Consider the following 13,083-nt stretch of genomic DNA (forward strand, 5'->3'; position numbering starts at 1 on the left):
AATGGATATCTCATTTTTATAAATTTAATTTTCAAATGGCAAACGCAGTTAATAAAGGGAGAGTTGCTCAAGTAATTGGGCCCGTAGTCGATGTGAGCTTCGAAGGAGAAGGATCTCATTTACCAGCGATTTTAAACGCTCTTTCTGTTACCAAATCAAATGGTCAGGAACTTGTTTTAGAAGTTCAACAACATTTAGGAGAGGATCGTGTAAGAACGATTGCGATGGAGGGAACAGAAGGTCTTCAACGAGGTCAAGAGGTGATTGACAAAGGAACTCCGATGACCATGCCAACAGGTGAAGGTATCAAAGGTCGTTTGTTTAACGTAGTTGGGGATGCTATTGATGGTATTTCACAACCTAAATCAGATAAAGGTTTGCCGATTCACCGTGCAGCACCGAAGTTTGATGAGTTAGCAACAACGACAGAAGTTTTATTTACAGGAATTAAAGTAATTGACTTGTTAGCTCCTTACGTAAAAGGGGGTAAAATTGGTTTATTCGGTGGTGCCGGTGTAGGTAAAACCGTATTGATCATGGAGTTGATTAATAATATCGCGAAAGCTTACGAAGGTTTATCTGTTTTTGCAGGTGTTGGTGAGCGTACGCGTGAAGGAAATGACTTGTTGCGTGAGATGATTGAGTCTGGCGTAATTAAATATGGTGAAGAATTTAAGCATGCGATGGAAGCTGGTGAGTGGGATCTTTCAAAAGTAGATCAAACGGAATTAGCGAAGTCTCAAGCTACCTTGGTGTTCGGTCAAATGAACGAGCCTCCTGGAGCACGTGCTCGTGTTGCTTTGTCAGGTTTGACAGTTGCGGAACACTTCCGTGATGGCGATGGCGAAGGTCAAGGACGTGATATCTTGTTCTTTATCGATAACATCTTCCGTTTTACACAAGCGGGTTCTGAGGTATCTGCCCTTTTAGGTCGTATGCCATCAGCGGTAGGTTACCAACCAACTTTGGCAACGGAGATGGGAGCGATGCAAGAGCGTATTACATCAACGAAGCGTGGTTCAATTACATCGGTACAAGCGGTTTACGTACCTGCCGATGACTTAACGGATCCAGCGCCGGCAACAACGTTTGCCCACTTAGATGCAACAACGGTATTGTCTCGTAAGATTGCTGAGTTAGGTATCTACCCAGCGGTGGATCCATTGGATTCATCATCTCGTATCTTGTCGGCAGAAGTATTAGGTGATTCTCACTATGATACTGCTCAGCGTGTGAAAGAGATTTTGCAACGTTACAAAGAATTGCAAGATATCATTGCCATCTTAGGTTTGGATGAATTATCAGAAGAAGATAAATTAGTTGTATCACGCGCACGTCGTGTTCAACGTTTCTTATCTCAACCATTCTTTGTGGCTGAACAATTTACAGGCTTAAAAGGCGTTCTAGTAGATATCAACGATACGATCAAAGGATTCAACGCAATCATTGATGGTGAATATGACCACTTGCCTGAGGCGGCTTTCAACTTAGTTGGAACCATCGAAGATGCAGTCGTTAAAGGAGAGAAATTACTAGCAGAAGCTGCTAAATAAGAAATACTATGTTTGTAGAAATTATTACACCCGATCGTAAAGTTTTCTCTGGAGAAGCCTCTGTGGTGACTTTACCTGGCGTGGATGGTTCTTTTCAGATTTTGAATGATCACGCGGCATTGGTTAGTACCTTGGAAAAGGGAACATTATCTGCTGATAAAGAGGTCTTTCAAATTGAAGGAGGAGTCGTAGAAGTGTTAAACAATAAGGTGTTAATTCTTGCAGAAGGCGTCAACTAATTCTATGAAAAAGCTCGTTTTTTTATTGCTAAGCGTAATTTTGTTGAGCTCCTGCTCAGAAAAGACGCAATTGACCGGTTCTTTAATGACGTTGATTAAAGAAAACCAATTGCCCTTGGATAAGATTCAGTTTTACAATGACAATGCGTTGTTTTTAGAAAGAGAATTGAATGCTTCGGATGCCAACGTGAAATCCGGGAAGATTACGATTGTTAATGGTAAGTCGATTAACCGTGTTAGCTTGGAGCAAGAAACGCCAGGTGTTTTGGTGAAAGAGACCAAAGATCAGTTGTTAATTTCCTTTGAGGCAGGAGCTGGCGAAGAAAAAAGTTTACACTTTGCCCCTGTTTTGGGTGAGCGCGGCGAATATTATTACCAATTGGTTGACGAGTCAGGAAGTCCTACTTTCTCTCGTTTAATGTATGATGGCAATAAATATTTGCTTTACAACAAAAAGAAAGTACGTTTATTGATTATGAAGTCATCCTTCTCAGGCTTAAAAGTAAGTAGCAAGCGGATGCGCGGTAATCGAATCAAATAATTAGTCTTTTATAGAAATTTGAAAATAGGATGCTTGCATCCTATTTTTTTTTGTTTCAAATTTACAAAGGTATGCCTGCATACCTTAAGCCCTATGAAAGCAGAAAAAACCGTTGACTTCCAGATTAAATCCAGTTGGTATGCGATTAGTCGCATGTACAATACCTATTCCGCACAATTTGATATGACGATGGCCATCGGTTATGTGTTGTTGCACATCGACAAAGAAGGCACTTCAGCTACCAAAATTGCGCCAGCTTTAGGTTTAGAATCGAGGAGTCTTACTCGTATGTTGAAAACGCTCGAGGATAAGAAATGGATTCGTCGGGAAGCGAATTTTGCAGATAAACGCGTAGTTAAGATTTTTCTGACCGACTTAGGGAAGCAGAAACGTGATCAGGCGAAGCAGGGGGTGTTGATTTTTAATGACTTGATTTATCAGCGTATTGGGGAGGAAAAACTCCGAGATTTTTTTGAAGTTATCGGGTCGATTAACAAAATATTAGACGAGGAGTCTGATACCATATTTGAATCAGTTTCAAACAAACTAAAGCAATAGCCATGAGTAGTTCAAATGCATTTAAAGGTGGTGAGTTTTTGATTCGCCCATTGTTGCCTTCGGAAATATTTATTCCTGAAGATTTTACGGAGGAGCAACGCATGATTAGTCAAACCTGTTTGGATTTTATCCGAACGGAAGTAAATCCCATTTTGGATGAGATTGATTTCGCAAAGGATTCCTCTGTGATGGTTGGCCTTTTGGATAAGGCTGGCGAATTAGGATTACTCGGGACGTCTGTGCCGGAGGAATATGGTGGGTTCGGAATGGATTTTAATACCTCAATGCTCGTGGCGGAGGCTTGTGGTGGGGGACATTCTTTTGCTGTGGCTTTGTCGGCTCATACAGGAATCGGAACGTTGCCTATCGTCTATTATGGTACGGAGGAGCAAAAGAAAGCCTACTTGCCAAAACTTGCTTCTGGCGAATGGAAGGCCGCATATTGTTTGACCGAACCCGATTCGGGATCCGATGCGAATGCCGCGAAAACAAAAGCTAAATTAAATGAAGTAGGTACGCATTATGTCTTAAATGGGCAGAAAATGTGGATTACGAATGGAGGCTTCGCTGATTTGTTCATCGTATTTGCCAAAATTGACGATGATAAAAATTTGACAGCTTTCCTTGTAGAGAAGTCCTTTCCGGGGATTTCGATGAATGAAGAAGAGCATAAAATGGGAATTAAGGGAAGTTCGACTCGTCAAATTTTCTTTACTGACTGTGAAGTTCCCGTTGAGAATTTATTATTTAAACGCGAAGGAGGATTTAAGATTGCTGTTAATATTCTAAATATTGGTCGGATAAAATTGGCTGCAGCCGTAATAGGAGGCGCTAAAGGGATTATTAATTTAGCGACCAATTATTCGAAAGAACGTAAACAATTTGGGAAGTCAATTCATGATTTTGGGGCGATTCAGGCAAAGCTTGCCAATATGATTGTTCGGACCTTTGCATCGGAGTCTGCATGTTATCGTGCCGGTCAAAATATCGATGAATCCATTGCGAGTTTGAAGGCATCGGGAATGGCTGATGCAGAGTCGAAGTTAAAGGGCGTTGAACAATTTGCAATTGAATGTGCGATTTTAAAGGTGCATGGGTCAGAGGTCTTGGATTATGTTGCGGATGAAGGGGTGCAGATTTATGGGGGGATGGGATTTTCAGCCGAGGCTCCGATGGAGCGGTCATATCGTGATTCTCGTATTAATCGAATCTTTGAGGGGACAAATGAAATCAATCGTCTGCTGGCTGTTGGCACCGTGTTAAAACGTGCCATGAAAGGAGAGATTGATTTGATGCCTGCTGCGATGGCCGTGGGGAAGGAAATTTTGGGAGTGCCGGATTTCTCAACCGATGTGCCTGAAGGTGTGTTTGGAAAAGAATACAAAGTCATTGCCAATGCGAAGAAGGCAATTTTAATGACGGCGGGTGCGGCTATTCAGAAGTATACGACGGAAATTGAGCACCAACAAGAAATTCTGATGGGGATTTCTGATATGATGATTGAGGTGTATGTTGCAGAATCTGCATTATGCCGTGTGGATAAATTGATTCAGCGGGATGGAGAAGAAAAGCATCAAATTGCGCGGGAATGCGCTTTGGTTTATTTGCATGAAGCTATGGATAAGATTGCAAATGCTGGGAAAGAAGTGATTATGGGTTTTGCTAAAGGAGATGAATTGAATGTCCTGTTGTTAGGTTTAAAACGATTTACCAAAATTGAAGCGAAGAATTTAATTGAGGCGCGGCGTCAAATAGCGCAAGCCGCGATTATAAAAAATGGGTATATTTTTTAAATTTTTCGTTATTCAGGACAAAATATCTATTTTTGATTTTTACTTTTGTTAAAATACTTATTTACCATATTCCTTTAATTATACGTTTATGAAAAAATTAATTTGGGTACTGGCGATATTGCCATTTTTGTTTACCTCTTGTGCGAGCAAGAAAAAGATGACAGAATTGCAATCGCGTTTAACGGAATTACAAGCAAGCAGTGATCAAGCTGTTGCACGTGCAAAGTCTGATTTGGCTGATTGTCAATCATTAACTGCAAGCTTGCAAGGAGAAGTAAAGAAGCGTGATGCGGATTTAGAAGCTAAAAATGGTCAATTGAAATCTTTGCAGGAGCAATTAGATTACATGAAGAAAACGAATACTAACTTGTTAGATCGTTTATCTGACCTATCTGTGATTAATAAATCGGGTGCTGAAAGTATTCGTAAGTCATTGGATGCTTTAAATGAGCAAGGTAAATACATCAAAGATTTGAACTCGTCGATTCAAAAGAAAGATTCAGTTAATTTATCATTGGTAATGAACTTGAAGCGTTCATTGGCTGATGTAAATGATGATGATGTTTCTATCGAGGTGAAAAAAGGGGTTGTTTATATCTCAATTTCAGACAAATTGATGTTTGCATCTGGTTCAGCACGCGTAAGTACGAAAGCTGAAGCTGTGTTAGCTAAAGTTGCGAAAGTGGTTAATGATCACAAAGGTTTAGATATCTTGGTTGAAGGTCATACAGATGCTGTGCCGATTTCAACGCCAGAATTCAAAGATAACTGGGATTTAAGTGCAATGCGTGCTACTTCGGTTGTTCGTTTGTTACAAACAAAATTTGGAGTAGATCCAGAGCGTATGACTGCAGGTGGTCGTGGGGAATTTGAACCACAATCAGGTAATAATAGCCGTGCAGGTCGTAAGCAAAACCGTCGTACGGAAATTATCGTAACACCTAAATTGGATCAGTTCTTTGATTTGTTAGCTGCTCCGGCTGCTAAATAATCAGCAATTTCTTTCATGAAAAAGGGCTTCCAATTTTGGAAGCCCTTTTTTTATAGTGATTTTTTTATTTGTTCTCTCTTCCGTCTTGACACGGGCAAGATTGTGCCGTTGGACAATTGAAGGCTATTTTCGGGACTAAGTGATTGGCTTGTCAAATGCGCCTGATTGATTAAATACGACTTGTGAATGCGTAAAAATGGATGAAGTCTCAACTGGGACTCAAATTTCTTGAGCGTTTTGGCCATCGTTATGGGTTCTGCAGTTTTGGTGTAAATAATACTATAATTGCTTTTTCCTTCGATGTAGATGACATCTGAGATTAAACATGATTGTAATTCGGGTAGTTTTAGGGTTGTTTTCATGCGCATTGATTAATCAAATCCATGCAAACCTATGAAATTGAAATTCGCTCGTAAAGAAAGATTTATTTAGTGGTCGTTTTTTTTTAAGATTTTGCGCTGGACTAGCCCAGGTGCGTTTTGTTTAGAGGCCTTTAAAAACAAAAAGACAAGTCTTTCGACTTGTCTTTTTTCTAGTAGCGGGGGCCAGACTCGAAAGACGTCCGTCAGCTGACGGATATGAGCCCAAGGATTTTATATGATCTTTTTTCTCTTTTCATAGCATCTGACTTGATATCGAAAAACTCAACATAAATAACTTTCCAGGGACGGAATCGAATGGTATATCCACTTTTTGCTAGCGAGTTATGCGAATGAAATCGGCTTATTAAATCAGACGTGTAGCCGATATAAATTTTATCGAATGTAGCTGAATATAAAACGTAGGTTACGAACATGATTCAGTGAATAGTGGCTTATAAAAACAAAAAGACAAGCCTTTCGACTTGTCTTTTTTCTAGTAGCGGGGGCCAGACTCGAACTGACGTCCGTCGGCCGACGGATGTGAGCCCAACGATCTTATAAGAGGCTTCTTAAAAAAGTTCTTCCCTTACTAGATTTTAATTCTTTTTCTCTTTTCATTGCAGTCGATTTCAAATCGAAAAACTCAACATAAATAACTTTCCAGGGGCGGAATCGAATGGTATATCCACTTTTTGCTAGCGAGTTATGCGAATGAAATCGGCTTATTAAATCAGACGTGTAGCCGATATAAATTTTATCGAATGTAGCTGAATATAAAACGTAGGTTACGAACATGATTCAGTGAATAGTGGCTTATAAAAACAAAAAGACAAGCCTTTCGACTTGTCTTTTATCTAGTAGCGGGGGCCAGACTCGAACTGACGTCCGTCGGCCGACGGATGTGAGCCCAACGATCTTATAAGAGACTTCTTAAAAAAGTTCTTCCCTTACTAGATTTTAATTCTTTTTCTCTTTTCATTGCAGTCGATTTCAAATCGAAAAACTCGACATAAATAACTTTCCAAGGGCGAAATCGAATGGTATATCCACTTTTAGCAAGCGAGTTGTGTGAATGAAATCTGCTTATTAAATCAGACGTGAAGCCGATATAAATTTTATCGAATTTAGCTGAATATAAAACGTAGGTTACGAACATGATTCAGTGAGTAGTGGCTTATAAAACAAAAAGACAAGCCTTTCGACTTGTCTTTTTTCTAGTAGCGGGGGCCAGACTCGAACTGACGACCTTTGGGTTATGAGCCCAACGAGCTACCAACTGCTCCACCCCGCGATATATTGGAGTGCAAATATGCAGGGTTTTTTCGGGAAAAACAAGTATCTTTGTTAAATTATTCACAATATCCCATTCGGGGAATTTATTATTTGACATGGCCCAACAGCATAAAGCAGGTTATATTAGTATCATTGGTAAGCCCAATGTGGGCAAAAGTACGCTAATGAATGCTTTGGTTGGGGAGCGTTTGTCCATCATAAGTTCCAAAGCACAAACAACCAGACATCGTATTTTAGGTATGCTGAATGGTGAATACCAAGGGGATGAGTACCAAATCATCTATTCCGATACGCCTGGTGTTTTAATGCCCAAATATGAATTGCATAAGTCGATGATGGCATTTGTGAAGAATTCCTTGGAAGATGCAGATGTTGTATTATATGTAACGGATGTGTTTGATACTTATGAGGATTTGGAGTTTCTGACCAATTGGAAAGACCACACGGAAACGCCTATTGTGGTATTGTTGAATAAAATCGATTTGGTAACTGAAGAAAAGCTTCAAACCTGCATGGAATATTGGCAAGGTATTTTCCCTGGAAAACCTATTTTGCCCATTTCAGCTCAAGAGCACGTGCATTTAGATCAAATCTTCAAGCACATTGTAGAGAACTTACCTGTTCATCCACCGTTTTTCGATAAAGATGAACTTACGGATAAGTCGGAGCGTTTCTTTGCTGCCGAGATTATTCGAGAAAAGATATTTTTGAATTATAAAAAGGAGATTCCTTATTCTTGTGAAGTTGTTGTGACATCTTTTAAAGACGAGCCAACTATTTTGCGAATTGCATCCGAAATTTATGTGGAACGTGTTTCTCAGCGGGCTATCATTATCGGGCATAAAGGAGAGAGTATTAAGAAAGTGGGGATTCAGGCGCGCGCCGATTTGGAAGCTTTCTTTGGTAAAAAAGTTTTTTTAGAGCAGTTTGTGAAGGTAGAGCCTGATTGGCGTGCAAAAGCAGATAAATTGCGATCATTCGGGTATTCCCCCGATTAATTTATAGGACAGATGTCAAATATTGTAGCCATTGTAGGCCGCCCCAATGTGGGCAAATCAACGTTGTTCAACCGTTTAATTGAACAGAAAAAAGCCATCATGGATAACATGTCGGGCGTTACGCGTGACAGACATTACGGATATGGCCAGTGGACAGGTAAATTCTTTTCTGTGATTGACACAGGTGGATATGTACATGGATCGGAGGATATTTTTGAAGGTGCTATTCGTGAACAAGTAGAATTAGCGATTGAGGAATCAGCGGTGCTTTTATTTGTTGTGGATTGCACAACAGGCTTAACGGATTTAGATAAGGATTTTGCGAATGTGTTACGTCGTTCTAAAAAGCCTGTGATTTTGGTTGCTAATAAAGCCGATACCAATGAAAAAGCGATGGCAGCTGCCGAGTTTTACGAATTGGGCTTAGGTGAACCTTTCCCAATCGCCGCAGAAAGTGGTAGTGGAACCGGAGATATGTTGGATGAAATGATATCTCATTTCAAAGATGAAGGGATTGAAAATCCAGAAGCTGGTGTTCCTCGTGTGGCTATTTTAGGCCGACCAAATGTAGGAAAGTCTTCTTTCTTAAATGCTTTATTAGGCCGCGATCGTTCGATCGTGACGGATATGGCAGGTACGACGCGTGATGCGATTCAAAACCGTTACACGTTATATGGGAAAGATTTTATCATTACGGACACGGCAGGTATTCGTCGGAAGGCGCGTATCGATGATAACATTGAGTACTATTCCGTTCTACGTTCGATTAAGGCTTTGGAAGAATGTGACATTGCGATCATTTTGATTGACGCAACTACCATTGATCCTTTGACTGGTTTAGAAGCCCAAGACATGAACATTGTCAGCATGGCAGATAAAGCGAAAAAGGGAATTGTATTGATGGTGAATAAGTGGGATTTGGTAGCAAAAGATACGAATACAGCCAACCAACTTGAAAAGGCGATTAAAGAACGTATGGCGCCTCTAAATTACATGCCCGTGATTTTTACTTCTGTAATGGAGAAGAAGCGTATTTTTCAAGTATTAGAGATGATGCTAGAGGTATATGAGAATCGTTCTCAAAAGATTTCTACTTCTAAGTTGAACGATGTGATGTTAGAGGTGATTCAAAACTATCCGCCGCCAGCATGGAAAGGTAAATATATTAAGATTAAATATTGTACACAGGTTTCTACGCCGTATCCAACGTTTATTTTCTTCTGTAATCTACCTCAGTACATTAAAGAGAGTTATGAGCGCTATTTGGAGAATCAAATGCGTAAGAATTTCAAATTAGACGGGACACCTATTTCACTATTCTTTAGAAAGAAATAGGTTCTTGATGGACGAAAGGCTGATGTATGCAAGTTGGCCTTTCGCTCCAATTCCCCAAATCTTGTCCCCAACTTGAATGATATTGTGGAATGAGCTTTTGCCTAAGCTTCTCCATTGTTTAGTCTTTTCAAGATAAGCAACACTTTGACTTGGCCCTGTGACAATCCAATAGGGTTTTGCCCAAATGACCTTTTCCATGTAAAACGCAGGGGTATTTTTTAGAACCTCCCAGTGATTTCCTCCATCCTTTGTACGAATTATGGGAATAGCAAGTTCATTCAATTTTCGGTAATCTCCTCCGACTGTCCATAATTCCTTTTTATTTTTAGCACCAATTGAAAAATATCCAGTGGCTTCTCCGGAAGGAATACCTGGTTCATTAATCCTCCAAGTGTTTTTTTGAGTGTCGTAGGTATAAATCCGAATGGAATCAGAACCGCCACCGACAAAGTGTATTTTATCTTCTGAAATGATCATACTAGAACCGCTTGCTGCAAAAAATGCTTCCTTATTTTGTAGCAAGGGCATATTGGTCGTATCAAGCTTCTCGAATTTCTTTTTCACATAGGAAAATAAGGTCATTTGTTGGTTAATCGGATCAGATAATAGCCATGCCCGCTTATTTTTTACATCCCATTGCAAGCAATCAAAGAAGTAACCACCTTCATTCAATTGGAATATGACCTCCCAATGCTTACCGCCATCTACAGTTTGGTAAATACGGGCTTTCCCTTCCTCTGATGGACCCGCACTCATTAACATGACTTCCTGGTCATTTATGATCGCAAGGTCTCTGAAATCAAGTTTCTCTGCTTGTGGGACTTGTTGGAATTCCCATGTTTTACCAGCATCACCAGAGTGACCAACTGTTCCCTGCGTTCCACTAGCCCATATATGCTGTCCCTTCGACTTTAAGGCTCTGAATGACGCATTTGTTGGTATGTCAACCTTAGTCCATTGAGCGAAACTGGGGAGGCTAATGAATATAAATAGAATTAGAAATTTATGCATCATAAAAAAAGCCGATCGTTTCCGATCGGCTTGATTTAGGGGTGTTTGAGATTATTTGTTTACAATCACTTTGCCTACGAACGACTTACCGCCATCAGCTTTGATTTGTAAAATGTAGATTCCATTCGCTAATCCACTTACTTCTAAGATTGAAGTTCCATCCGTGTTTGCAATTTTACCTGCATAAACTGGACGACCTACCATATCAAATAATGTAATCTCTCCATTCGTCCAATCTTCTAAGATTTGAATTTGAACCTTAGCTGTCAAGTCTGTACTTGAGGTAGCTGTTATTGGATTTGGATAAACTGCTACTCCAGAGAAATCAGGATCAACTGTATACGTATATTTAACTGCATCAGTGATACATGTTAATGGAGTTCCATCGATTGTATACAGGTACTTGCGAGCAACAGTATAATCTCCTGCTGTTTTAACCTTAGTAATGTATGTCTTCGATGTTAATAATGCCGAACCAAATTTCCAAACATATTCACCTGCGCTAGTAGAGTTTACGGTAGCTGATGATGGGAAGTTAGTTGCCTTCAACGTGTAAACGCCTTCTTTTAAAATCTTGGTATCAGATCCCAATGCTGGGTTTGCTTGTGCTACAACCTTAATTCCATTTGAATTAAGTGAAATACATCCATTAAGATCACGCGCAGTAGCTGTATATGTACCACTCGTTTTAACGTCAGCTAAAACTTTTCCTTCAAATTTAGTGCTCCAAATGACATCATTCGTAGATGTTGCTACTAAGCTTACCGCATTGATTGTACCTGTTTCTGATTTCACGCAGAATACTGGTGAAGATCCGTTAAGTGTAGCAATTGTTGGCGCTGCTGGTAAAGGAAGAACTATGATTTCTACTGGCGCTGAATTTAATGAATAACAACCTTCTGGTGTAATAGTCCTTACAGTATAGGAGCCTGCTTTGTCAATATTAACTGTTCTGGTTGTTAATTTGTTACTCCATTCGTATTTTGTAGCGATTCCTCCAGGTAATTCAGATGATTCTAACACGCCTGCGATTGGTGTACCAAAACAGAATCCTAACTTAGATTTTGCTGTGATGCTAGGAGTCTCTTGTCTTGGATAATTACTTACTACCAACGTGTCAGATTTTTCTGAAGTACATTCGTAATTGGTTGTGTAAGTAACTTGTACTGTTGTATTTTGACCAACCTTGATAACAGATTTGTTGCCAAGTGATGCTGTCTCAACACCATTTAAATACCATTTATAACTTACGGGTACCGTGTAAGGTACCTGAGGTTTCTTATATCCTTCAGCTATTGTATATGCTGCAGAGTCGATTTTTAATTCGGTAACGCCATCTAAGCAGTATTTAGAATTACCTAGAATTACTGGCTTTTTCAAAGGGACAATGTTGACGAAAAATTGTGCTGTTTTAAAATCACAAACATTCACTCCTCCTCTTGAATGAACTCGAACCACATAGGATCCAGGTGATCCAGATGTAATAGATGGACTAGTAGTTGATAATAATGTACCATCTTTATACCACTGGAATCCCATTTTGCCATCATAAATTGCTGGTAAATTCGTTCCTATTGAAATTTGTTGACCTGCACAAATTTCGCTCCAATCTCCAGCTCCCATACCACTTGGTGAAGTTAATTTAACAACCGATGGTGGATAGTATTCTTTTTGCTGCCATGAAACTGAGATAGCAGAAGTTGGGTACGAATTTAATAAAGGATCATTCATGTAACGTCCTAAGCTAGAGAACGTACATTGAGCAGAATAAGTGCCTTCTTGGTAATTGCCATTTAAATACAAGATACCATTATCAGATGCTGGACGCAAAAGTTGAGAACCATCTGGATAGGTCCAAGTTACTTGATCATAACAACCTGCTGCTTGTAAAACTAAGGCGCCAGAGTTTACATCTTCTGCATATGAACAAGTTCTATTTGCTACAGTCACTGTAGGCTTGTAGGATGCTGCTGTGTTGATCATGTAAATATCAATCGATGCTTTTGGGCTCGTTGTACCACTACAAACCACTTCGTAGTGATATGGAGATTTGGGGTCTTGAATCCAAAGTCCATTTTGATCAGCACCCAACGGTACAGTTTCAATGGTCGTGGTTCCAGCACCTCCATAGGTAACATCCCAAGATGTGGTTAGGTCATCAGTTCTACCCTGATTATCTGAGTATGACCAATTATATCCGCTGGTACACCCTGACACCGAAAATAGAGCTGTATACCCATTGACACCATTGATTTTTGCTGCAGATGTGCCATTAATCTGTGGTGTATTTTGCCCAAAAGCAAATGTCCCAACGAGTGTTAGGCAGGCGGCGAGTGAAATTTTGATAAATTTGTTCATTATTGTAAGGAATAATTGAGTAGATATTCTAATTAAAATCTATTAGTTACT

General features: G+C 39.8%; 14 protein-coding genes and 1 tRNA gene. 8 read left to right on the forward strand and 7 right to left on the reverse strand.

Going from position 1 to position 13,083, the window contains the following annotated elements; all coding sequences use genetic code 11:
* Positions 1 to 35: 35 nt before the first annotated feature.
* From atpD to SKC38_RS02570, 6 genes are all read left to right on the forward strand, one after another.
* The gene (gene atpD / locus SKC38_RS02545; RefSeq protein ID WP_377974804.1) at positions 36 to 1,553 is read left to right on the forward strand and encodes a F0F1 ATP synthase subunit beta; all 1,518 of its coding nucleotides are present in this window, start codon (positions 36 to 38) and stop codon (positions 1,551 to 1,553) included.
* An 8-nt stretch (positions 1,554 to 1,561) separates the two neighbouring features.
* On the forward strand, positions 1,562 to 1,792 hold the full coding sequence (locus SKC38_RS02550) for a F0F1 ATP synthase subunit delta/epsilon (RefSeq protein WP_315575028.1): 231 nt from the start codon (positions 1,562 to 1,564) through the stop codon (positions 1,790 to 1,792).
* 4 nt (positions 1,793 to 1,796) lie between these two features.
* The gene (locus SKC38_RS02555) at positions 1,797 to 2,333 is read left to right on the forward strand and encodes a hypothetical protein (RefSeq protein ID WP_377974806.1); all 537 of its coding nucleotides are present in this window, start codon (positions 1,797 to 1,799) and stop codon (positions 2,331 to 2,333) included.
* Positions 2,334 to 2,426: 93 nt separating this feature from the next.
* The gene (locus SKC38_RS02560; protein ID WP_377974808.1) at positions 2,427 to 2,891 is read left to right on the forward strand and encodes a MarR family winged helix-turn-helix transcriptional regulator; all 465 of its coding nucleotides are present in this window, start codon (positions 2,427 to 2,429) and stop codon (positions 2,889 to 2,891) included.
* A gap of 2 nt (positions 2,892 to 2,893) precedes the next feature.
* Positions 2,894 to 4,684, forward strand: coding sequence for an acyl-CoA dehydrogenase family protein (locus SKC38_RS02565; RefSeq protein ID WP_377974810.1), 1,791 nt, complete (start codon positions 2,894 to 2,896; stop codon positions 4,682 to 4,684).
* Positions 4,685 to 4,772: 88 nt separating this feature from the next.
* The gene (locus SKC38_RS02570; RefSeq protein WP_377974812.1) at positions 4,773 to 5,675 is read left to right on the forward strand and encodes an OmpA/MotB family protein; all 903 of its coding nucleotides are present in this window, start codon (positions 4,773 to 4,775) and stop codon (positions 5,673 to 5,675) included.
* A gap of 50 nt (positions 5,676 to 5,725) precedes the next feature.
* Here SKC38_RS02570 and SKC38_RS02575 read toward each other — a convergent pair whose 3' ends face one another.
* The 5 genes from SKC38_RS02575 to SKC38_RS02595 all read right to left on the reverse strand — a co-directional run bounded on the left by SKC38_RS02575 (position 5,726) and on the right by SKC38_RS02595 (position 7,328).
* On the reverse strand, positions 5,726 to 6,037 hold the full coding sequence (locus SKC38_RS02575; RefSeq protein WP_377974813.1) for a LytR/AlgR family response regulator transcription factor: 312 nt from the start codon (positions 6,035 to 6,037) through the stop codon (positions 5,726 to 5,728).
* Between the two features lie 203 nt (positions 6,038 to 6,240).
* Positions 6,241 to 6,471 carry a GIY-YIG nuclease family protein gene (locus tag SKC38_RS02580; RefSeq protein ID WP_377974814.1) on the reverse strand — a complete coding sequence of 77 codons (231 nt, stop codon included), beginning with the start codon at positions 6,469 to 6,471 and terminating at the stop codon, positions 6,241 to 6,243.
* Between the two features lie 121 nt (positions 6,472 to 6,592).
* Complete coding sequence (locus SKC38_RS02585) at positions 6,593 to 6,832, reverse strand: GIY-YIG nuclease family protein (RefSeq protein WP_377974816.1); 240 nt, start codon at positions 6,830 to 6,832, stop codon at positions 6,593 to 6,595.
* Positions 6,833 to 6,953: 121 nt separating this feature from the next.
* Positions 6,954 to 7,193, reverse strand: coding sequence for a GIY-YIG nuclease family protein (locus tag SKC38_RS02590; RefSeq protein ID WP_377974818.1), 240 nt, complete (start codon positions 7,191 to 7,193; stop codon positions 6,954 to 6,956).
* A gap of 62 nt (positions 7,194 to 7,255) precedes the next feature.
* Positions 7,256 to 7,328: transfer RNA gene (locus tag SKC38_RS02595), tRNA-Met, on the reverse strand.
* Positions 7,329 to 7,425: 97 nt separating this feature from the next.
* Between SKC38_RS02595 and era the strand changes: the two genes are divergently transcribed.
* Positions 7,426 to 8,328 carry a GTPase Era gene (era, locus tag SKC38_RS02600; protein ID WP_377974820.1) on the forward strand — a complete coding sequence of 301 codons (903 nt, stop codon included), beginning with the start codon at positions 7,426 to 7,428 and terminating at the stop codon, positions 8,326 to 8,328.
* Positions 8,329 to 8,340: 12 nt separating this feature from the next.
* Complete coding sequence (gene der / locus SKC38_RS02605) at positions 8,341 to 9,663, forward strand: ribosome biogenesis GTPase Der (protein ID WP_377974822.1); 1,323 nt, start codon at positions 8,341 to 8,343, stop codon at positions 9,661 to 9,663.
* On the opposite strand, the gene SKC38_RS02610 is transcribed toward der, so the two are convergent.
* Together SKC38_RS02610 and SKC38_RS02615 are read right to left on the reverse strand one after the other, a co-directional pair.
* Positions 9,643 to 10,677: a WD40/YVTN/BNR-like repeat-containing protein gene (locus SKC38_RS02610; protein ID WP_377974824.1), complete on the reverse strand. Its 1,035-nt coding sequence runs from the start codon at positions 10,675 to 10,677 to the stop codon at positions 9,643 to 9,645. The two genes, der and SKC38_RS02610, sit on opposite strands and share 21 nt — an antisense overlap.
* A gap of 48 nt (positions 10,678 to 10,725) precedes the next feature.
* On the reverse strand, positions 10,726 to 13,032 hold the full coding sequence (locus tag SKC38_RS02615; protein ID WP_377974825.1) for a T9SS type A sorting domain-containing protein: 2,307 nt from the start codon (positions 13,030 to 13,032) through the stop codon (positions 10,726 to 10,728).
* Positions 13,033 to 13,083 lie beyond the last annotated feature (51 nt).

Origin of the sequence: Aquirufa echingensis, from assembly GCF_042714525.1 — a bacterium.
Taxonomy (GTDB): domain Bacteria; phylum Bacteroidota; class Bacteroidia; order Cytophagales; family Spirosomataceae; genus Aquirufa; species Aquirufa echingensis.

Excerpts from the sequence above, each read along its gene's own strand:
- atpD (WP_377974804.1), top strand. The coding sequence starts at position 36 with ATGGCAAACGCAGTTAATAAAGGGAGAGTTGCTCAAGTAATTGGGCCC.
- SKC38_RS02575 (WP_377974813.1), bottom strand. The coding sequence starts at position 6,037 with ATGAAAACAACCCTAAAACTACCCGAATTACAATCATGTTTAATCTCA.
- SKC38_RS02570 (WP_377974812.1), top strand. The coding sequence starts at position 4,773 with ATGAAAAAATTAATTTGGGTACTGGCGATATTGCCATTTTTGTTTACC.
- SKC38_RS02560 (WP_377974808.1), top strand. The coding sequence starts at position 2,427 with ATGAAAGCAGAAAAAACCGTTGACTTCCAGATTAAATCCAGTTGGTAT.
- SKC38_RS02550 (WP_315575028.1), top strand. The coding sequence starts at position 1,562 with ATGTTTGTAGAAATTATTACACCCGATCGTAAAGTTTTCTCTGGAGAA.
- SKC38_RS02580 (WP_377974814.1), bottom strand. The coding sequence starts at position 6,471 with ATGTTCGTAACCTACGTTTTATATTCAGCTACATTCGATAAAATTTAT.
- SKC38_RS02610 (WP_377974824.1), bottom strand. The coding sequence starts at position 10,677 with ATGATGCATAAATTTCTAATTCTATTTATATTCATTAGCCTCCCCAGT.
- SKC38_RS02565 (WP_377974810.1), top strand. The coding sequence starts at position 2,894 with ATGAGTAGTTCAAATGCATTTAAAGGTGGTGAGTTTTTGATTCGCCCA.
- era (WP_377974820.1), top strand. The coding sequence starts at position 7,426 with ATGGCCCAACAGCATAAAGCAGGTTATATTAGTATCATTGGTAAGCCC.
- der (WP_377974822.1), top strand. The coding sequence starts at position 8,341 with ATGTCAAATATTGTAGCCATTGTAGGCCGCCCCAATGTGGGCAAATCA.
- SKC38_RS02555 (WP_377974806.1), top strand. The coding sequence starts at position 1,797 with ATGAAAAAGCTCGTTTTTTTATTGCTAAGCGTAATTTTGTTGAGCTCC.
- SKC38_RS02615 (WP_377974825.1), bottom strand. The coding sequence starts at position 13,032 with ATGAACAAATTTATCAAAATTTCACTCGCCGCCTGCCTAACACTCGTT.
- SKC38_RS02590 (WP_377974818.1), bottom strand. The coding sequence starts at position 7,193 with ATGTTCGTAACCTACGTTTTATATTCAGCTAAATTCGATAAAATTTAT.
- SKC38_RS02585 (WP_377974816.1), bottom strand. The coding sequence starts at position 6,832 with ATGTTCGTAACCTACGTTTTATATTCAGCTACATTCGATAAAATTTAT.